Raw genomic sequence first — 20,457 nt, 5'->3', positions numbered from 1 at the left:
TTTCTTCTCATATCGATGGGGTTTCCGTCCATCATTTACCGCCTCAAATCTATTCGTTTTTGCACGTATATTCAAAACAAAATATATGACAAATAAATAACAACAGTTACTGTAATAATACTGAAAAGTGTTGAAAATAAAACGATTTGTGCATGTAATTCAGGCTCTATTTGATATTCCATAGCAATGGTTGATGTATTTCTTGAAGTAGGAAAAGAACTTGCAATAAATAATGATTGTGCAACAATACCATCGATGTTTAGTATGTATATTACGGCAAGTGCTAATAATGGTCCCATCAGTAACCTTCCAATTAAAGCCCATGTTATGACTCGATGGAAAAAATTAAGTTTAATGTTAGATAATTGTGCCCCTAGCAATATGAGTGCTATTGCAACAAAACCATTCGCAAGCTGATTAAGAGGTAACAAGATAGAATTAGGTATTTGAATTTTAAAAGATTGAAAGAGAACCCCTAATACGAGCGCATGAAATACAGGCAGTCTTAGAAATGATCGAATAATACCTCCGATTGTTTTTGTTGCTGATAGTAAGTTATATATCCCATATGAATAAGTTAAAAGATTCTGGAAAATAATAATAAAAATTTGAATGGAAACCCCCACTGGATTGTGACTGAAAATCAATTGACTTACTGGTAACCCATAATTACCGGAATTCATTAACGAAATGCTATTTTTTAGAGCTGCACTTTCTCCTTTTTCTAACTTCAATATTTTTGAAATGAAATGACTTACTATGATCAGACTCAGACTATAAAGCATTAAATAGTATATTATCTGGAGCAACAAACCTGTTTCTATACGAATATCATATATATTCACAAATACAGCCGCTGGCATTAAGCAATAAGTAATAAGTGTAGATAGCTGCTTTAAGTTAAATTGGAACTTTCTTTGTAAGATTGCACCAATTAGCATCAATATTAATATCGGTAATATTACGTCTAATATAATAAATACAAACATTTAAAACCTCATTCTAAATATATTTTAGTTGGATTAAACGCTTTACTAAATGTGGACACATTTCATTCATCGGAAAACACCCTTAGTTCTCAATAATCAGAAAACTGAAATCGATAATATGAAAATGCTCATCAAAAATTCTTATTTCATTTCCCTCCCCTCTCTTTTCTTTAACATATCAAATATAACTCATAAAGAAAATTATGGATTATTTATACAAATTCATAATTTTATCTTATCGAACTAAACTGTATTCTTTAGTGTAGTACTTTTTTCACAATATCCGTTAGCCTTACCAAAAAATTTGGCCCTAAAAAAAATCTGATACTGCAGTTACTATGCGAAGAATACTTATATCAATCCCATACTTGTCGCTTAAACCACCTAACACACCTGATACTTGTTTATCTTGAGTGGACTTATATTTTTTTCATCTAAACATCCCGATTCAATTAAATATTTGCATTCTAAAAATGAGTTCGATCTTTAGAATAGATTTAAGATTTCCTTCACTAATCTACCCTTTAAATGAATAACTTTTGACTTCTATATTTTAAAATAAAATTCCATAAGCCTTCTGTTTTTCATTTTAAAAACACATTCTTATAGAAAACAAGCGTTTATTGAGATATCAATAAAAACATGTTGAAGCCTATTACTAAAAGAACCATCCCAATATACTTTGGGATGGTTCTTTTTCCTTATTAATGATTCTTTAACATCACTAACAATTTCTCTTGGCTATACATCCATACTGTAATGATTAAACAAGCAAGTGCGACTTCTGATAGCGCCATAAATCCAATTGCATAATGACCTGTTAATTGGAATAGTAATGTTAAAATTAGCGGTGGGAAGAATCCTCCTAGTCCACCTAAAGCTGATACGAGACCATTTACAATACCAGCTTGTTCTGAGAAATACATTGGAACGAGTTTGAAGATTGTACCATTACCAATCCCTGCACAAAATGCTACTAGTAAGCAACCAAATGTATACACGTTCATACTAGGCATAAATGATAAAATAATACCTGATAGTGTTAAACCGATAAATACGAAGATTAATATTTTAAATGGATTAAACTTATCACCGAGCCAACCACCAATCGGACGCATAATTGTTGCGAGTACGATGAATCCGGCTGTCCGCATACCTGCATCTACTTTCTCTAATCCGAAATGAGATACTAGAAAGTTTGGTAAGTATACTGTAAATGCGACAAATGATCCGAATGTTAAAAAGTAAAAGATACATAAAAACCAAAGTTTCTCATTTTTATATACACCTTTTATTTGTTCCATTAATGGTGTATTCACTTTTTTCTCCTTACGATCACCTAATAAAAAGTTCATAAGTGCAAATGCTGCAAGTAAAACTAAATAACATTGTACTGTCGTTCTCCAGCCAACTGAAGTTGCAATGACAGGTGCTAAAAACGAAGTAATTGCTGTTCCGGCGTTACCGACACCGTAAATACCATTTACAAAACCGTGGCTCTCTTTCGAAAAGTATTTTGGTAAAGAGGTTACCCCTACTGAAAATACAGCTCCACCAATTCCTACAAATAATCCACCAATAATTAAATCCATCATAGAATTAGCAACACTAATATAAAAGACAGGAAATAACAATAGAATAAAACTAATAAAGAATAATTTTCTTGCTCCGAAACGATTCGTCCAATAACCAATTGGAATACGAAGAATAGAGCCTAAAATAACAGGTACTGCTGTGACCATAGAAATTTGTCCCGCAGTTAATGGAATATCCGCTTTAATATAAGGCATTAATGATGATAAAATGACCCATACCATAAAACCGATAATTAGATTAGAAGTTTGTAAACTTAATTGAAAATTAGGACTTTTCATCCTGTTCCCTCCTATGTATGCATAGTTATATTCATTCTCTCCAGCCTAATTACGTCCTAACATGATTAGGCTGAAAAGAATCAACCACCACTTACTGGCGGAATCATTGCTACGATATCGTCAGTTTGAATGATGTCATTCTCATTTGCATACTCTTCATTTATCGCGACCATAATCTCGTTTGAAATTGCTATGTTGTATTTCTTAATGAGTACTTCCTTCAGCTTCGCAACTGTAATATTTTCACAATCTATGTGCAATGACGACTTACTTACTTCTTCCTGTAAATGTGCAAATAATAGCACTTCAATCATATTCTCATCTCCTTTCTAGGCTCACCATTTGCATATGTTACCCTCTCTAACTGATCACCTATCCATGACTCACCATCTTCCCAAAACTCTTTCTTCCAAATTGGAACAATTTGTTTAATACGCTCCATAATATATTCGTTCGCCTCATATGCAGCTTTCCGGTGTGGTGTAGAAACAGCAACGACAACAGCAAAATCAGAAATTTGTAATGTACCAATGCGATGTGTAATAGCGACATATATCCCCGGCCAATTCTCTCCTACTTCAGTGCCAATTCTCTCAAGCTGTTTCTCCGCCATTGTCTTATAAGCTACATACTCTAAACAAAGTGTACGTCGACCTTTCGTAAATTCTCTAACAGTACCAATAAAAGTAGTAACCGCACCACACTCACGACGAATTACTTTGTTTGTAACTTCTTCAATTGAAATAGGTGTATCAATTACTTCATAATACGTATGTGTCATTTTGCACCTCTTATCTTTATATAAGTTAGCAACCTATTTTTCTATTACTTGTATGATCGAAGCGGCTCTTCCCACGGCCACTCACTTCCGTTGTTTGATTCTAATAACAGTACTGAAACAGTAATTCCAGCTTTAAATCCTCTCGTTCCCCCTGGCAAAACGATAAATGCATTCGCTTCTGCAAGTGAAGAAATTGCGCTAGATTTATCTAAACCAACTGGTGTAACTTGTAATTGCCCATCTACAATTTCCACTCTCCCTCTTACAAAACGAGTAAATGGGTTTGCTTTCGGAAAGTCTTTTTGTAAAATTGCCTCTGCACGATATATGTGCAAATCTTCCCTATGCAAGTATTTTCCAATCACTGGTCTAACATATAATTCACAACCGACATAACAAGCAGAAGGATTACCAGATAGACCAAATAGTAATTTTCCTTCTACCTCAGCTACAGTTGTCACACTTCCTGGTCGCATCGCTATTTTGTCAAAAAGTACATTAGCTCGTAATCTCTCATAGATGGCAGGTAAATAGTCATAGTCTCCTACCGAAACGCCACCAGTTGTAATTAAAATATCGACTTCTTTTATCGCTTTTTCCACAGTGTTATAACACGTCTCAAAATCGTCAGCGAATTGTCCATAATACCGTACAACTCCGCCTGCTCGTTCAATTTGCGCAGCTATCATATAGGAGTTACTATTTCGAATCTTCCCTGTCTTTAATTGTTCATGTACTTCAAGCAGTTCACTTCCTGTCGTTACAATTCCAATAACCGGCTGTTTTACAACGCGTACGGTACTATAACCAAACGTAGCAAGAAGTGCTGCTACTCCAGGATTAATAACAGTCCCTTTTTTCACCAGAATGCTATTTTGTTTTACATCTTCTCCTTTAAAAGAAATGTTATCCCCAGCAACAAAGGAGCGTTTCAATTTCATATAAGTCTTTTCGTTTTCTTCAAATCCTTCCGTTAGCTCTAACATAACTACTGTATTACACCCCGCAGGAATTGCCGCACCTGTCATAATACGGACAGCTTGAAATGCTTTCACATCTTCTGTAAAAACAAAACCTGCTCCAATTTCACCAATCACTTCAAACAGAATGGGATTACTGCTACTTGCTTCTTTCGTATCTTCTGCTCGAATCGCAAACCCGTCGTACGGAGAGCGATCAAAATGCGGGACATCATGATCTGCAATAACATCTTTTCCAAGCGTTCTACCGTAGCTTTCTATAAGAGAAACCTCTTCTATTTCACCCTGATAAGCATATTCCATTACTCGTGCAACTGCTTCTGCCACTGGAATTGGATTACGTTTTAATAACATTCTTTTTCACCTCGTTTTTGGAAAGTGAAACTCACTTTCTATTCAGCCTATATATTTTGCGTATAATCGTTTTGCTATTTTCACGTCATTTGTTCCATGAATAAATGCCCTACCGTCTGTAAATAAAACGAAACGATATTCATCAATTAGAAATGATAGCAAGTACGGCGTTTTTTGGACATGTACACTTTTATGTAATCGTTTTTCAATTTCCTCTAAATGAAGAACACGTTTTATCCCTGGACGGATTTGAACCGTATTCCGTCCACATAGCACTTCCGTTTTCATCTGTGCATCAAATGTTAAACTTGGATACGTTCGTGATTTCCCACAAGATGGACATGTATTTTTCTTCTGCCTATTCACTTTCAATGAGAGATACTGATTGTTCCAAATATCAAATGATAACATTGTTCCTCGCAGCGCCTCGAAATCACCCACCAATATTTTCATTGCTTCTGTCACTTGGTGAGCAACGACCATTTGTACAGCTGGCTGAATAATCCCCGCTGTATCACATGTTGCACCGCCCATAGGATGATCCATTAAGCAGCGAAAACATGGTGTTTTTCCTGGAAGAATTGTGTACGTTACACCATAACTTCCAATGCATCCACCATATATCCAAGGTATATTTTCTTTTTGTGAAATGTCATTTATAAGTAGACGCGTATCAAAGTTGTCAGTCGCATCCAATATGAGATCCACTTCTTTCGTTAACTCTTCCATTTCTTGCATTGTGACGTCCGTTACAACTGGTACAATTTCCACATCAGAATTAATCTTTCTTACATGTTCTGCCGCTGCAATTGCTTTCGGTTTACACTGGTGTGCATCTTCTTCTGTATATAACTGTTGCCGTTGTAAATTACTCCATTCAACGTAGTCACGATCAGCAATTGTCAATTTCCCAATTCCCATTCTAACAAGAGCCTCTGCATTTGCAGCTCCTAGTGCACCCGCACCGATTAGGAGCACATGCTTTTCTCTTATTTTTCTTTGTCCCATTTCACCAATTCCAGAAAACAACACTTGTCTTGAATAACGCTCTTGCATAAGAAATCCTCCTTTCACTATCCACCAATGTAAGACATTTCAACTTTTGGACGTTTACTTGCACTCTCAACCGTTCTTTCATCTGAATATCGATCTGTTCTATATCGCCATGTATGTTGTAAAATTTTTAATAGTGAGGCATCAGAAATATTTTCTCGAAGAAGCGTTCGCAAATCCGTTCCTTTTTCTCCAAATAGGCACGTAAAAAACTTACCATCTGCCGAAATACGGGCTCTCGTACAAGAAGAACAAAATGACTCAGATACTGAAGTAATAAATCCAACTTCGGCATCGCTTCCTACATATCGATACAATTTCGCAACTTCTCCAAAGTAACGAGGTTTAACAGGTTCAATTTGATATACACGATTAATTTTCTCTATTAATTGTTTCTTCGTAACGACTTGCTCAAAGTTCCATCCGTTCGTACTGCCTACATCCATAAACTCAATGAAACGTAACTGTATTTCTTGTTCTTTAAAATAACGAACCATAGGAAGAATTTGACTATCATTCATCCCTTTTTTTACGACCATATTTACCTTTACTTCTAATCCAGCTTCCTTCGCTGCTTCAATTCCTTTCAGTACAGGTTTCGTACTTACATTTCTTCCATTAATTTTTTGGAAGACATGATCCTCTATTGCATCTAAACTAATATTCACACGCTTTAATCCTGCTTCTTTTAGCGCCTTAGCTTGTTTTGCTAAATGAATTCCGTTTGTTGTGAGTCCAATATCTTGTAAGCCTTCTAGATTTGTAAGTCTTGCAATTAACGTCGATAAGTCTTTACGCAATAAAGGTTCACCGCCAGTAAGCCTAATTTTATTAACTCCCATACTTATAAATAATCTCGCTAACCTTTCTATTTCATCGAACGTTAATAAAAGCTCTTCCTTTAAAAAAGCGTAATCAGGTCCGAACACTTCAGCAGGCATACAGTATGTACACCTAAAATTACAACGATCAATAACTGAAATACGTAAATCTTGGAGTGGCCGCTTTAAAGAATCTTTTATGTTCTCGTGCATCTCTATCCCTTCTTTTCTGCTGCAATCCTTAGTAAGCTTTCATTTTTTTATTTGCCTTTATTATAAAAAAGAAGCTACATATTCAATGTGACTTTTCTCACATCACTTTCCCCATTCAAAAACTTTTCACAAATCCGTTCGCATTTTGTTCACATCTTCAGGCCATACTCTTTACGGTCATTGAAATTTTACATTATTTTTAAAATAGCTCTTGCATTTTCATCATATTTACACTCAAAATAGGAAATGTATTGCTTATAAGAAGAAAGGTGATTGCTGTGGCAAACAGTATGACATTATCTCAAGATTTAAAAGAATTACTTGCATCTGTTGAATATAAAATGCAAATTAAAAAAGGTAGTTTTATTTTTCAGGAAGGTATGGAGGCAACCGAACTCTATATCATCCACTCAGGAAAAGTACAAATTAGTAAACTTAGTGCTGACGGACAAGAACTAACACTTCGAATTTGTTCGGCATACGACATTATTGGAGAATTAACATTGTTCACGGATAATGCGAAGTATTTATTAAATTCAAAATGCCTTGAAGATGTTGAAGTAGGCGTTATAAAGCGTGAAGCGTTAGAAAAAGAATTACTCCAAAAACCAGCTCTTGTATTTGAATTTATGAAATGGATTAGTGAACATTTAAGAAGAATGCAAACGAAGTTCCGAGATTTAGTATTACATGGCAAAAAAGGTGCCCTATATTCTACTCTCATACGAATGACAAATAGTTATGGTGTTTTAAAGGAAAATGGTATTCTCATCGATTTACCATTAACGAATCAAGAACTTGCTAATTTCTGTGCAACTTCACGTGAAAGTGTAAATCGAATGTTAAATGAATTAAAAAAGCAAGGTACAATTTCTATTCATAAAGGAAAGATTACAATACACGATTTACAATTTTTAAAATGTGAAATTGCTTGTGAAGATTGTTCTGCTTCTGTTTGTAGTATTGATTAGCGTCTTATTTAGATACTTATACCTACAAAGAAAGCCGAGGTCTCCAATTAGATCTCGGCTTTCTTTATAAATTACGAAACATATAAAACTAAATTATTTTTTCAGCTCATTAGGAATACGTCTTCTGTAAATTACATAGCTACGGCTTATATATTTAATTGGGGCACTAAATACGTGTACCAGTCTAGTAAATGGCCATACTGCGAAAAGCCCCATTCCCGCAAGAATATGAATTTTAAACCATACTGGTACTTCCATCATATATTCAACTTTCGGTTGGAAAATAAAGAGACTTCGGAACCAAGGGCCAATTGTTGTACGATAATCAAATCCTTTTGAATCGATATTTAAAAATGTTGAAGAAAGTCCTGCTAGCATTACGATAAGTAATAAAATAAGCGCAATATAATCTCCCTTTGTACTCGTTGCAATGATACGTTTTACAGTTACGCGGCGGTACGTTAATATAATTAAACCGATGATAGAAGCAACACCTGCCGGAAGCCCAAAACTAATTGCTACTACATGATACATATGCTCAGAAATACCTATTGAACAGTATACAGCTTCTGGAATTAAAATCCCCATAACATGACCGCCAATTACGAACATAATCCCAAAGTGGAATAATAGACTTCCGATTCGGAGCATTTTCTTTTCTAATAGTTCACTAGATTTTGATGTCCATCCAAATTGATCATAGTTGTATCTAAAAATATGTCCACCGATAAAGATTGCAAAAATGATATAGGGAAACAATACCCATAGAAATTGATCCATCATTTTAACAACTCTCCTTTCTAATTTGTCTGTACACCCCATGTATCGATAGCGAGTAGAACAGCCGCAAGAATTGGTTCATACATACTACCTGCTTCTTTTAACTGAACGTGTAATGCTTGTATGTTCTCCTTGTATTTACTCATAATTGGTTCACTGTCTTGCTCATTTGCATTTGCAAAAAACTCAAGCAATAGCGGTAAATAATCAGGTAATTCTTTATCTGTTACTTCAAAACCTGATTTTTTATAATGCTGCTTTAACTCTAGTAATTCAATCCCTCTTTCTCTTTGTTCACCAGTGTTCATATACGTTAAATACATATTCGTCTTTTTACCAAAATCAAATGTATATACGTAACCATCAATGAGTTGATCGTTCGTTTTATTTAGCGCTTGTTTTATAAATGCTGTAAGTGAAGCTTTAACATCGTCCTGTTCAATCGCTTCCATCTCTTCTTGTAATTCAGTTAAAGTTTCTCTCCACCCGATTTCTGGGTAGGAGAGAAGAAATGAAGAACATGAAAAAGCAGTTTGTAAACTTTGTTTCATATTTTTCCGCCCCCATTATTTAAGAAATTGTCATACAAGAGCCTGGACCACCTGCGAATGATAAACCACAGCTTCCTTGTTCACTATATAAATCTGCAACTTGTTCTCTGTGAGATGTCGGGATAACAAAACGATCTTTATATTTTGCGATAGCAAGAAGACGATACATATCTTCTACATCCTGTTTCGTTAAGCCAAGTTCTTTTAATACAGCTTCATTTGGTTCTTTATTAATTTGCATTGCTCTCATATGCGTTCGCATAACAGCCATTTTTTTCAATGTAAGACGAATATGTGATTCATCTCCTGCAGTGAGTAAATTCGCTAAATATTGAATTGGAATACGCATATTATCAATAGCAGGGAAAATCTCTTCTGCTTGCCAGTTACTACCTTTTCCCTCCACCATATTCATAATTGGGCTAAGCGGCGGGATATACCAAACCATTGGCATTGTACGATACTCTGGGTGAAGAGGTAGAGCAATTTTCCAATCGATAATCATTTTATAGATTGGTGACTGTTGTGCCGCTTTAATCCATTCTTCAGGAATGCCTTGTTTTTTCGCTTCAGCTGCCACTTCTGGATCATTTGGATCTAGGAAAACAGTAAGCTGAGATTCATATAAATCTTTTTCGTCTTCAACAGACGCTGCTTCTTTTACTTTATCAGCGTCATATAGCATTACCCCAATATATCTGATACGTCCTACACATGTTTCTGAACAAATTGTTGGCATACCAGCCTCAATACGTGGGAAACACATTGTACATTTTTCAGCTTTATTCGTTTGCCAGTTAAAATACACTTTTTTATATGGACAAGATGATACGCAGAATCTCCAAGCACGACATGCATTTTGATCCACAAGTACAATCCCGTCTTCTTCACGTTTATACATTGCACCAGATGGACAAGATGATACGCACGATGGATTCATACAATGTTCGCATATGCGTGGTAAATACATCATAAAGACGTTTTCAAAATCTGTTTTAATTTCTTCTTCCATTTTCTTTACGTTCGGATCTTGTAATCCTGTTATATGTCCGCCTGCTAAATCGTCCTCCCAGTTTGGACCCCATTCAATTTTGTCGATAAATTCGCCTGTAATTGCTGATTTCGGACGAGCAACTGGTTGATGTTTACGCTGTGGGCTATTTGTTAATGTTTCATAATCATAATTCCAAGGTTCAAAGTAATCATCAATTGTTGGTTGATCTGGATTGTGGAAAATGTTCATAAGACGTTTCATTTTCGAACCAGATTTCAGCTGAATTTCACCATTTTTCAATTCCCAGCCGCCTTTATATTTATCCTGATCTTCCCATTGTTTCGGATAACCAATTCCAGGTTTTGTTTCTACGTTATTGAAGTACATATATTCAGCACCTGGACGATTTGTCCAGGTGTTTTTGCACGTTACGCTACAAGTATGGCAGCCGATGCATTTATCTAGGTTCATTACCATTCCGACTTGTGCTTTAATCTTCAAGCCAATCTACCTCCTTCAGTTTGCGAATTACAACGTTTAAATCGCGCTGGTTCCCAGTCGGACCATAATAGTTAAATCCATAACTTAATTGACCGTATCCACCAATCATATGTGTCGGTTTTACGTGAATTCGAGTTGGACTATTATGCGTTCCCCCGCGGTTACTTGTTAATTTCGTACCAGGTACGTTAATGTGACGATCTTGCGCATGGTGCATAAATGCCATTCCTCTCGGTATACGATGCGTTACAACAGCACGCGCTACAACAACACCGTTACGATTAAAGCACTCAATCCAATCATTATCTGCAACACCCGCTTCAGCAGCGTCCTCTTTATTCATCCAAACAGTTGGACCACCTCTAAATAGCGTTAACATCGGTAATGAATCGAAGTACATACTATGAATCGACCACTTATTATGCGGTGTTAAATAGTTTAGTGTAATCTCTTTCCCTTCTACTTCGGGCCGTGATTTACGGAACGGTTTATGTTGCAGAATTGGTTTAAATGTTGCCATCGTTTCACCAAATTCTTTCATCATGTCATGGTCTAAGTAGAAAGATTGTCGACCAGTTATCGTTCTCCAAGGGATAAGACGTTCCACATTTGTTGTAAATGGTGAGTAACGGCGTCCACCTTTTTCAGAACCTGTAAAGGCTGGAGAAGTAATTACTGTTTTTGGCTGTGCTGTAATTTGTTCAAATGTGAAGCATTCTTCTTCACGTTCTTCTGCTAAATCACGTAGTTTTAAATCCGTTTGTTTTTCAAGTGCTTCCCATGCTTTTACAGCCATATGACCATTTGTTGTAGAAGAAAGTGTTAATACTGCCTCAGCAGCATTTATTGCTTCTTTAATGTCTGGGCAACCTTTCGCAATAGTATCCGTTCGAACAACTCCTAATTTGCTCTTTAATTGCTCATACTCTTTTTCTGCTGACCAAGAGATCCCTTTCGTACCAATCGGTTGTTTTCCGGCATTTGGTCCAAGTGCTGTCATTTTGTCATAAATCGTTTTATAATCCCTTTCAACAACATGAATTTGTGGCATCGTTTTACCCGGGATTGGTTCACATTCACCTTTACTCCAATCTTTAATCTTGCCAAGTGGTTGCGCTAATTCTTGCGGTGTATCATGAAGAAGTGGTGTTGCAACAACTTCTTTCATTGGTTCAAGATCTATTTTCTTCGCTAAATCTGACACAGCTTTAGAAAGTGAAGTGAAAATATTCCAGTCAGAGCGTGCTTCCCACGGTGAACCGATTGCTGGATTAAAAGGATGCACAAATGGATGCATATCTGTACTACTTAAATCATGTTTTTCGTACCAAGTTGAAGCTGGTAATACGATATCAGAATACAGCGCTGTTCCAGCCATACGGAAATCTAAATTAATAAGTAAATCAAGCTTCCCTTCTGGTGCTTCTTCATGCCACTTAATTTCTTCTGGTCGTAATGAATCACTATCGTCATTCATTAATCCGTTTGTTGTACCTAGTAAATGTTTTAAGAAATATTCGTGCCCTTTACCGGAACTTGAAATTAAGTTCGCACGCCATACGAATAAGTTGCGCGGGAAGTTATTTTTGTTATCTGGATCTTCAATCGCAAATTTCAGTTCTTTTTCTTTTAGTTTTTGTGCAACGTATTTTCCGATTTCTTCTTGTGTTGTTGCACCAGCAGCAACAGCTTCTTTATATAGTTCAATTCCATTTTTCTCAAATGTAGGATAAGAAGGTAACCAACCAAGTCGCGCCGCTAAAACGTTATAATCACCGTGGTGTTGATAACGAGAGTTTCCTTCCACTGGTGATGCTAAATGTCCAACTGGTGTATCTTCATAGCGCCATTGATCTGTTACGAAATAGAAGAAAGATGTACCATTTTGTAATTTTGGTGGCCCTTGCCAATCTTTTGCCATCGCGATTGTTTGCCATCCTTCTGCTGGTCGTAATTTTTCTTGCCCAACGTAATGCGCCCAGCCACCGCCGTTTACACCTTGTGCCCCAACGAGAAGTACAAGATTTAAAACGGCGCGATAAATCGTATCAGAGTTAAACCAATGGTTAATACCAGCTCCGACAATAATCATTGAGCGACCGTTCGTATCCACAGCATTTTGTGCGAACTCACGAGCGATTTGAATAATAAGCTCACGTTTTACTCCTGTCATTTTCTCTTGCCATGCAGGTGTAAACGGAACGTCATCATTGAAGTCTTTCGGCTCTTGTCCGCCAAGCCCTCGGTTCACACCGTAATTTGCTAACGTTAAGTCGTATACAGTTGTAACGAACACTTCGCCTTCTTCTGTCATAACCTTTTTCACTGGAATTGTACGTTCTAGTACTTTGTTTCCATCATCAGAGAAGTACGGAATTTGTACAGTTCCAATCGATTCTTCCATTCCAAGTAAAGAAAGACGTGGATCAATCTTTTCACCTGTTTCTTCATCTTCTAAACGCAAGTTCCATTTCTTTTCGTTATCCCAACGTGAGCCCATTGTGCCATGAGGTGTTGCAAAATCATTCGTGTTCTCGTTCCAAAGAACAGGTTTCCATTCTCCTAACTTCGTTTCGCGTCCAATATCAGCAGCGTTTAAGAAACGATCAGCAACGAATTGATCTCCTTTTTGTTTCAATGTGACAAAGAAAGGAAAATCAGTATATTGCTTCGCATACTTTGTGAAATATTCCACTTGATTATCTACGTAAAATTCTTGTAAGATCACATGCCCCATTGCCATCGCAAGTGCACCATCTGTACCTTGTTTCACACTAATCCAATCATCCGCAAACTTTGTAGATTCAGCGAAGTCAGGACTGACAGAAACGACTTTCGTTCCTTTATATCGAACCTCTGCTAAAAAGTGAGCATCTGGTGTTCTCGTCATCGGTACATTTGAACCCCATGTCATAATGTAACCAGAGTTATACCAGTCACTACTTTCTGGTACATCTGTTTGATCGCCCCAAATTTGCGGAGAAGCTGGTGGTAAATCTGCGTACCAATCATAGAAACTAAGCATTGGTCCACCCATAAGTTGCATAAAGCGGCTGCCTGCAGCATGACTTAACATCGACATAGCTGGAATTGGTGAAAAGCCAACATTTCGATCTGGCCCGTATTTCATTACTGTATATAATAATGAAGCTGAAACGAGTTGTAACACTTCATCCCAATTCACACGAATGAATCCACCTTTACCACGCGCCTGCTTATACTTACGTGCTTTTTCAGGGTTTTCCACAATACTTTTCCAAGCATCTAGTGGTGACTCGTTATTTTGTAGTTCCTCTTGCCACATACTCCAAAGAACACCACGTACATACGGATATTTCACACGAAGTGGACTATAAATGTACCAAGAAAAACTTGCTCCACGTGGGCAGCCTCGCGGTTCAAAATCTGGCATATCAGGACCTGTCGTTGGATAGTTAAGCTCTTGCCCTTCCCACGTCACAATTCCATCTTTCACATATATATTCCAGCTACATGAACCAGTACAGTTCACGCCGTGTGTAGAACGAATTACTTTATCATGCTGCCAACGCTTTCTGTACACATTTTCCCATTCGCGATCTTCATATGTTTCTTGTGTATGATTATCGTTATAACGATCTATTGGTGAAAAATATTTTAAACGTCTCATTAGTGCTGAAGGTTTTTTCTTCATACTGTTCACTCCTTTAATACGTCTCTCTTACATACCCTTACTATAAGAGAGGTTGTAAAATACAGATGTGACATTTCGCACAGTTCAAGAGATTGTCAAAAATTCAGTAGAAAATAAGTTTGTGAGAAAATCTTGTGTTCCGTTGTGAAGATTATGGTTAATCTTAATTATTAGGAGAATGGTATTTTGAGGTATCGACTATTTTGCAAAAGAAAAAGAGTTTTGATATTATTTCAAAACTGCCATAAGGAAAAGAGTATAAATTGTATGTAAAAATATTTTTCCCAATGTTATTATTTTATATCGAGTCTTATTTTACATAAAACTACAAATCATTATTTACTGTATTGCCCTTAGTTACGGAAACAATTATACTAGATGTAATCGAAATAAATAATCTGAATATTCTCAGAATTTAAGGTAGAAGTTTTACTATCTACATATAGAATTAGAAATATGTCCACTAAATTGATTAGAAAACGATAATAACATTAGGAGGATTACGATGCCCCAGCTTGATTCATTACATCCCACTGTAGAAAAAATAATCAATAATATTAAAAAAATAATGGTCGGAAAACGAAAAGAAACAATCTTAGCTTTGACAGCTCTCTTAGCTGAAGGTCATGTGCTATTAGAAGATGTTCCTGGTGTCGGGAAAACAATGCTAGTACGTGCTCTTTCTAAATCCATTGATGCTGATTATAAGCGAATTCAATTTACACCTGATTTATTGCCGTCAGATGTAACAGGAGTTTCTATTTATAATCCGAAAGAGCTCCAATTTGAGTTCAAGCCTGGACCAATTATGGGGAATTTTGTACTTGCTGATGAAATTAATCGTACATCTCCAAAGACACAATCTGCTTTACTTGAATGTATGGAAGAAGGCAATATTACAATAGATGGCATTACAAGACCTTTACCAAAACCGTTCTTTGTCATGGCTACACAAAATCCGGTCGAATATGAAGGAACATATTCTCTACCAGAAGCTCAGCTCGATCGTTTCTTATTGAAACTAAAAATGGGATATCCTACACCAGAGGAAGAATTTGAAATTTTAAACCGGATGGAAAAAACAAATCCACTCTCTCAATTACAGACCATTACTACAATAGAAGAATTAATTTATTTACAACAAAGCGTACGGGTAGTAAGTATGGACAAAGCAATTAAGCATTACATTGTAAAGCTTGTTAATCAGACTCGTACGTACAGTTCTATACAGTTAGGTGCAAGTCCACGTGGCTCGATTGCTTTAATGAAAGCTTCACAAGCTTATGCATTTATCCATGGCAGGAATTATGTTATTCCAGACGATGTTAAATTTTTAGCTCCTTACGTTTTAGCACATAGACTCATTCTAAAAATGGAAGCAAAATTTGAAGGAATAACAGGAGAACAAGTTATCGGAAAAATCGTTGCACGAACTACCGTGCCTACTCAAAGGACGATGAACCCTTGATAAAACGAATGCTGCGAGCGCTATATCACGTTATCAAGTTATTGCTACTCCCTTTATGCCTAGTCTTAACATTTATATACGCTATGTTTCAAGGCGGGTTTGTCAGTTGGTTTTTGTTTTACAGCATAATTCCCATTGCTCTTTATTCGCTACTACTCCCCTTCTACGCTTTACGGGACGCTGAAGTAAAGCGAATAACAAACCAGAATGGATATGTAGTTGGAGAACAATTTGTAAGCACGATTACAATAAACAGAAAATTTCCTTTTCCCTTACTTTATTTAGTTATAGAAGATGAACTGCCACCACAATTTATAAGTTGTAAACAAACAAAGATGAATAAGGTAGTACTCTTCCCAGGATTGAAACGAAATATTTCGTTTCAATATGTTATTGACACAATCCCTAGAGGCGAGCACACTTTTTCAAGCGTTCGTGTCAAAACCGGCGATTTATTCGGCATGATAGAGAAAGAAGTAACTTTTTCAGTTCCAGATACATTTTTAGTCTATCCCCAGTATGTAGATATAGCATATCAACAATTGGAAAATCATTTCGAACAAGGAGCGCTTTCAGCAAATATAAATTCAGCAAAAGACTCTACAATCTCTGTCGGTGTCAGAGACTATAAACCTGGTGATCGCTTTTCATGGATTGATTGGAAAGCAACTGCACGAACAAACAATATTATGACAAAAGAGTTTGAACAGCAGCGCAGCCATAATGTCATGATATTCATAGACAGAACCGAGTCTCCTCTATTCGAATCAGTCGTCACATTTACTGCCTCTATCGTAAGGGCTGTCTTGAAACAAAATTCACCAGCATCATTCGTGTCTATCGGAAAAGAACAAACTATCTTCCCTTTAGACAATGGAGATACGCAGTTACAACAAATCCTTTGTCATTTAGCAAAAGTGCAAGCAGACAGTGTATTCCCGCTCTCCCAGAGTGTAGACATGGAACTAAGAAAAATTTATGAGCCCGTCACGGTTATACTCGTGACCAGTAATCTTTCTCCCGATATTCAAAAGGCGGCTGATTGTGCTGCTATAAAAAATAGAAAATGTATGGTTTTTGTCGTGAAAGAAAAAGCGAATCAACTTTCACACCGAGAAATCAGTATAATAGAAACTCTAAAAAAACGACAAATATTTGTAAACACGGTTTATGAAAACCGGTATACAAACGTGTTTTTTGAGGTGAGCAAATGATAACATTACAAACAAAATACAAGTGGGATACGAACAGATTCTTTATGCATGCATGTGTATTTCTTCTTTTACTAGAATGGCTAAGACCTCTTATAGGCATTACAAATGTAGGTAGATTAGATATTTTCGTAACATTTATAGGAATTTGCTTCGCTCTCTCTTTTTTTCAGACGAGGTGGCAGATTCCAATAAAAATTGTCACAGTCCTATTTATCATTCATTCCCTATATTATAAAAATGCTTTTATAAATCCATCTTGGCTAACAACATTCTTTTCTGATATGTCTCGAAATTCCTCCCTATTTTTCCAAGGGAATTTACTAGATATTTCTCCAGTTTTTCCGACGGTTTTATTTTTTCTCTCATTTTGGTTTTTGAGTTCTTTCACTTCATTTTGGATTATTCATAAAAAACGTGGGTTTCTATTTCTTGTATTGACTATTATTTATATCGCAACTTTTCATAACTTACATTTATACAATGCAAACTACGCTATTATTCGAACTGTTGTCATCGGATTTTTTATGCTTAGTCTTCTTCAAGTAGAACGAATAAAAGAGCGTGAACACTTACAAAATTATGCTAGGGAAATCTCAAAATTACTTAGACCACTTACAATATTTATTGTATTATTAGTAACCATCGCATACTTTGCTCCAAAATTTGGCCCTCAATGGCCAAACCCAATGGATTTTTTAAAATTCAACACATCTGAAGCAAGTAAAGAACAAAAAGTTTCTACAATTGGGTATGGTTTAGATGACTCGCGATTAGGTGGTCCTTTTAAGGCGGATCCTACAATTGTTTTCACAGCACGAACGCAAAACAAACACTATTGGAGAGTAGAAACAAAAGATTTCTATACAGGAAAAGGCTGGGAAATTTCTGAAAATCCGAAAAAGATTTCTTTTAAAAATAAAAACGACGTCGTAAGCTGGTACGAACAAAATACAAAAACGGAAACGACTGAGGCAACAATTACCATGCAAAAAAGTTACCCTCACCTTACCTATCCAGCAGGATTAGTATCAGTTGAGGCTTCTTCTGATGTATCATACAGTGTTGACCCGTTTTCAGAAAAAATTTATACAATGAATGAAGACTCTTCTACTACTTTACATTCGTATAAAGTAACATATGAGATCCCTGAGTTTTCCATAGAAAACTTGAAAGCTGTAAAAACAAATGAAGGTCAAGAAACAAACCCTTATTTTATGACAAAGTACACACAACTTCCCGAGTCATTACCACAGCGCGTAAAAGACTTGGCTGTCAATCTTACAAATGATAAAGACAACCGATATGATAAAGTATTAGCTATTGAAAATTACTTCACAGACAACTCTTTTACATACGAATCAACGAATGTCTTATTCCCTGCCAAAAGCCAAGATTATGTAGATCAATTCCTTTTCGATACAAAAAGTGGCTACTGTAATAATTTTTCGACGTCTATGATTGTACTACTTCGTTCTGCCGGGATTCCTGCTCGCTGGGTAAAAGGCTATACAGAAGGAACTCTTGACAATACACTTGCCTCTGCAGAAGGTGCAGATGTTTATACAATCACGAACGATAACGCACACTCTTGGGTCGAAGTATATTTCCCAGGATACGGATGGATTCCATTCGAACCGACAAAAGGATTTACTAATCCCTATAATTTTATAAATAATACGCCTGCTCCTATTTCACAAAATAGCGAAGCAAATAATTCTAATAACGAGCAAATACAACAACGAAATAATGAAGCAAAACTTAAAAGTTTAATAGAAAATACAGAAGAAGCTTCTACTAAAAAGGTCACAAATTCTAAAACTAGTTTTTCTTGGTGGTACGTATTCCTCTCTACGATACTAATTAGTATTATAGGATACATTCTCTTCACCACTAGAATGAAATGGATGACATTTCTTATTATTCATTTCTATAAATACCGAAAAAATGATGCTGTTTATCAAAAAGCTTACGGTGCACTTTTAAAACAATTTGCGAGAATTGGCATACCACGGAGTGAAAGTCAAACATTCCGAGAATACGCTCTCCATATCGATACACTTTACAACTCGGCCGATATGCAACAACTTACTGCCAGTTATGAGAACGCTATGTATAAACAGGAGCAGGCTGCAGAAGAATGGAAGAAATCTGTACACTTATGGGAAGTGCTTATGAAAAAAGCAGCTTCTCTACCTAAATCAGATGGCTTTGATACAGTTATTTAATCTTGAAAATGTGAGTTTATTAAAAAACGTCTCAAAGAACTACATTGTTCTTTGAGACGTTTTTTAATAAAGTGAAACTCCTAATTATTCACCAAGCACCTTCTCAATCTCAACTTCTAAATCTACCGGCTTCGTCTGCGGCGCAAAACGCCCTACTACTTTCCCGTCTTTTCCGATTAAAAACTTCGTAAAATTCCATTTCACTGCTTTCATACCGAGTAAACCTGGTGCTTGTTCTGTCATGTATGTATATAAAGGATGAGCCTTATCACCTTTCACATCCACCTTTGCAAACATCGGGAAGTTTACACCGTAGTTTAATTCACAAAAACTAGTAATGTCCGCTTCTGTACCTGGTTCTTGTCCCCCGAATTGGTTACAAGGAAATCCGAGTATTTCGAGTCCTTGGTCTTTATATTTATCATATACCTCTTGTAATCCTTTATATTGTGGTGTGAAACCACATTTGCTAGCTACATTGACAATAAGAAGTGCTTTTCCTTTGTAATCTTTTAACGATTTTTCTTCACCTGTAATTGTTTTAGCTGAAAAATCATAAACTGTCATTGTCTTTGCCCCTCTCTTCACTATCATTCTATGTTTATACTATACTACATTCGTGAATATACAGCTCTTATTACGTACTTATAAGTTGCAATGATAGCGCTTTATTTCTGTTCGAAAATTCGACACAAACTACTAGACTTTTATGATGGAAAGTTTTACAATTGAAATGTGAACAAAATGTGACAGTTTATATTCCATTATAAAAGAAAAGGATGGTGTTCATTATGAAAACTGCACAACATGAAACGATTTCAAATCGCGAGTTTTATTTCGTACTATATATGATGTTATTGTATGTTACTGGCTGGGTAATCGATGTAAATGGTTTATTCTTAAGCTCCTACTTTAATTTAGCAGGAGAGATTATGCTTCCATTAGTAGGCGGGATTGTTGGACTGTTCATTATGTCTATTAATAAACAACAAACGAAATAATAATATTACAAAAA

Annotated in this window: 17 protein-coding genes and 1 pseudogene; 5 read left to right on the top strand and 13 right to left on the bottom strand. The window is 36.1% G+C overall.

Annotation, left to right across the window (positions count from 1 at the left end; genetic code table 11):
* Positions 1–71: 71 nt before the first annotated feature.
* The 8 genes and pseudogenes from V7S45_RS10185 to moaA form a co-directional block, all read right to left on the bottom strand.
* Entirely contained in the window at positions 72–989 is a 918-nt protein-coding gene (locus V7S45_RS10185) for an AEC family transporter (RefSeq protein ID WP_025688314.1), read from the bottom strand.
* Between the two features lie 313 nt (positions 990–1,302).
* A pseudogene (locus tag V7S45_RS10180) lies at positions 1,303–1,380 on the bottom strand (hypothetical protein); the annotation flags it as partial.
* 313 nt (positions 1,381–1,693) lie between these two features.
* Positions 1,694–2,863 carry a nitrate transporter NarK gene (gene narK / locus V7S45_RS10175; protein WP_025688312.1) on the bottom strand — a complete coding sequence of 390 codons (1,170 nt, stop codon included), beginning with the start codon at positions 2,861–2,863 and terminating at the stop codon, positions 1,694–1,696.
* An 80-nt stretch (positions 2,864–2,943) separates the two neighbouring features.
* Positions 2,944–3,177: a molybdopterin converting factor subunit 1 gene (gene moaD, locus V7S45_RS10170; protein WP_025688309.1), complete on the bottom strand. Its 234-nt coding sequence runs from the start codon at positions 3,175–3,177 to the stop codon at positions 2,944–2,946.
* Positions 3,174–3,644 (bottom strand): molybdopterin synthase catalytic subunit MoaE, encoded by a 471-nt coding sequence (moaE, locus tag V7S45_RS10165; RefSeq protein WP_025688307.1) that lies wholly within the window; start codon positions 3,642–3,644, stop codon positions 3,174–3,176. Before moaE ends, moaD begins: the two co-directional genes overlap by 4 nt.
* Positions 3,645–3,688: 44 nt before the next feature.
* Positions 3,689–4,978: a gephyrin-like molybdotransferase Glp gene (gene glp, locus V7S45_RS10160; RefSeq protein ID WP_025688306.1), complete on the bottom strand. Its 1,290-nt coding sequence runs from the start codon at positions 4,976–4,978 to the stop codon at positions 3,689–3,691.
* A 42-nt stretch (positions 4,979–5,020) separates the two neighbouring features.
* Complete coding sequence (locus V7S45_RS10155; protein WP_025688305.1) at positions 5,021–6,034, bottom strand: molybdopterin-synthase adenylyltransferase MoeB; 1,014 nt, start codon at positions 6,032–6,034, stop codon at positions 5,021–5,023.
* 17 nt (positions 6,035–6,051) lie between these two features.
* Positions 6,052–7,065 (bottom strand): GTP 3',8-cyclase MoaA, encoded by a 1,014-nt coding sequence (gene moaA, locus V7S45_RS10150; RefSeq protein WP_025688303.1) that lies wholly within the window; start codon positions 7,063–7,065, stop codon positions 6,052–6,054.
* Between the two features lie 278 nt (positions 7,066–7,343).
* Between moaA and V7S45_RS10145 the strand changes: the two genes are divergently transcribed.
* Positions 7,344–8,036, top strand: a complete 693-nt coding sequence (locus V7S45_RS10145) for a Crp/Fnr family transcriptional regulator (RefSeq protein ID WP_000013859.1) — start codon at positions 7,344–7,346, stop codon at positions 8,034–8,036.
* 93 nt (positions 8,037–8,129) lie between these two features.
* Here V7S45_RS10145 and narI read toward each other — a convergent pair whose 3' ends face one another.
* From narI to V7S45_RS10125, 4 genes are read right to left on the bottom strand one after another with little or no spacing between them, the layout of a single operon-like run.
* On the bottom strand, positions 8,130–8,819 hold the full coding sequence (narI, locus tag V7S45_RS10140) for a respiratory nitrate reductase subunit gamma (protein WP_025688300.1): 690 nt from the start codon (positions 8,817–8,819) through the stop codon (positions 8,130–8,132).
* Positions 8,820–8,836: 17 nt separating this feature from the next.
* Complete coding sequence (narJ, locus tag V7S45_RS10135) at positions 8,837–9,367, bottom strand: nitrate reductase molybdenum cofactor assembly chaperone (protein ID WP_025688299.1); 531 nt, start codon at positions 9,365–9,367, stop codon at positions 8,837–8,839.
* Between the two features lie 19 nt (positions 9,368–9,386).
* The gene (gene narH, locus V7S45_RS10130; RefSeq protein ID WP_025688298.1) at positions 9,387–10,862 is read right to left on the bottom strand and encodes a nitrate reductase subunit beta; all 1,476 of its coding nucleotides are present in this window, start codon (positions 10,860–10,862) and stop codon (positions 9,387–9,389) included.
* Complete coding sequence (locus tag V7S45_RS10125; protein WP_025688297.1) at positions 10,852–14,535, bottom strand: nitrate reductase subunit alpha; 3,684 nt, start codon at positions 14,533–14,535, stop codon at positions 10,852–10,854. Before V7S45_RS10125 ends, narH begins: the two co-directional genes overlap by 11 nt.
* Before the next feature lie 505 nt (positions 14,536–15,040).
* On the opposite strand from V7S45_RS10125, the gene V7S45_RS10120 reads away from it, so the two are divergent.
* From V7S45_RS10120 to V7S45_RS10110, 3 genes are read left to right on the top strand one after another with little or no spacing between them, the layout of a single operon-like run.
* Positions 15,041–16,003 carry a MoxR family ATPase gene (locus tag V7S45_RS10120; RefSeq protein ID WP_025688295.1) on the top strand — a complete coding sequence of 321 codons (963 nt, stop codon included), beginning with the start codon at positions 15,041–15,043 and terminating at the stop codon, positions 16,001–16,003.
* Positions 16,003–17,217 (top strand): DUF58 domain-containing protein, encoded by a 1,215-nt coding sequence (locus V7S45_RS10115; protein ID WP_342761912.1) that lies wholly within the window; start codon positions 16,003–16,005, stop codon positions 17,215–17,217. The genes V7S45_RS10120 and V7S45_RS10115 overlap by 1 nt, the downstream gene beginning before the upstream one ends.
* Positions 17,214–19,442, top strand: a complete 2,229-nt coding sequence (locus V7S45_RS10110; protein WP_025688291.1) for a transglutaminaseTgpA domain-containing protein — start codon at positions 17,214–17,216, stop codon at positions 19,440–19,442. Before V7S45_RS10115 ends, V7S45_RS10110 begins: the two co-directional genes overlap by 4 nt.
* 84 nt (positions 19,443–19,526) lie before the next feature.
* Here V7S45_RS10110 and bsaA read toward each other — a convergent pair whose 3' ends face one another.
* Positions 19,527–20,009 (bottom strand): glutathione peroxidase, encoded by a 483-nt coding sequence (bsaA, locus tag V7S45_RS10105; RefSeq protein ID WP_000219440.1) that lies wholly within the window; start codon positions 20,007–20,009, stop codon positions 19,527–19,529.
* Between the two features lie 224 nt (positions 20,010–20,233).
* On the opposite strand from bsaA, the gene V7S45_RS10100 reads away from it, so the two are divergent.
* Entirely contained in the window at positions 20,234–20,443 is a 210-nt protein-coding gene (locus V7S45_RS10100; protein WP_000844984.1) for a DUF3925 domain-containing protein, read from the top strand.
* Positions 20,444–20,457: the final 14 nt, after the last annotated feature.

It is taken from the genome of Bacillus sp. BR3(2024) (assembly GCF_039134555.1).
GTDB classification, from domain to species: domain Bacteria; phylum Bacillota; class Bacilli; order Bacillales; family Bacillaceae_G; genus Bacillus_A; species Bacillus_A cereus.
The sequence above is the reverse complement of the archived record's forward strand: the minus strand, read 5'-3'. Positions and strand labels throughout refer to the sequence as shown.

Coding starts and splice junctions, on each gene's coding strand:
- V7S45_RS10110 (WP_025688291.1), top strand. CDS start 17,214: ATGATAACATTACAAACAAAATACAAGTGGGATACGAACAGATTCTTT.
- narI (WP_025688300.1), bottom strand. CDS start 8,819: ATGATGGATCAATTTCTATGGGTATTGTTTCCCTATATCATTTTTGCA.
- V7S45_RS10185 (WP_025688314.1), bottom strand. CDS start 989: ATGTTTGTATTTATTATATTAGACGTAATATTACCGATATTAATATTG.
- V7S45_RS10125 (WP_025688297.1), bottom strand. CDS start 14,535: ATGAAGAAAAAACCTTCAGCACTAATGAGACGTTTAAAATATTTTTCA.
- V7S45_RS10155 (WP_025688305.1), bottom strand. CDS start 6,034: ATGCAAGAGCGTTATTCAAGACAAGTGTTGTTTTCTGGAATTGGTGAA.
- moaE (WP_025688307.1), bottom strand. CDS start 3,644: ATGACACATACGTATTATGAAGTAATTGATACACCTATTTCAATTGAA.
- narK (WP_025688312.1), bottom strand. CDS start 2,863: ATGAAAAGTCCTAATTTTCAATTAAGTTTACAAACTTCTAATCTAATT.
- moaD (WP_025688309.1), bottom strand. CDS start 3,177: ATGATTGAAGTGCTATTATTTGCACATTTACAGGAAGAAGTAAGTAAG.
- narJ (WP_025688299.1), bottom strand. CDS start 9,367: ATGAAACAAAGTTTACAAACTGCTTTTTCATGTTCTTCATTTCTTCTC.
- V7S45_RS10120 (WP_025688295.1), top strand. CDS start 15,041: ATGCCCCAGCTTGATTCATTACATCCCACTGTAGAAAAAATAATCAAT.
- glp (WP_025688306.1), bottom strand. CDS start 4,978: ATGTTATTAAAACGTAATCCAATTCCAGTGGCAGAAGCAGTTGCACGA.
- V7S45_RS10100 (WP_000844984.1), top strand. CDS start 20,234: ATGAAAACTGCACAACATGAAACGATTTCAAATCGCGAGTTTTATTTC.
- moaA (WP_025688303.1), bottom strand. CDS start 7,065: ATGCACGAGAACATAAAAGATTCTTTAAAGCGGCCACTCCAAGATTTA.
- bsaA (WP_000219440.1), bottom strand. CDS start 20,009: ATGACAGTTTATGATTTTTCAGCTAAAACAATTACAGGTGAAGAAAAA.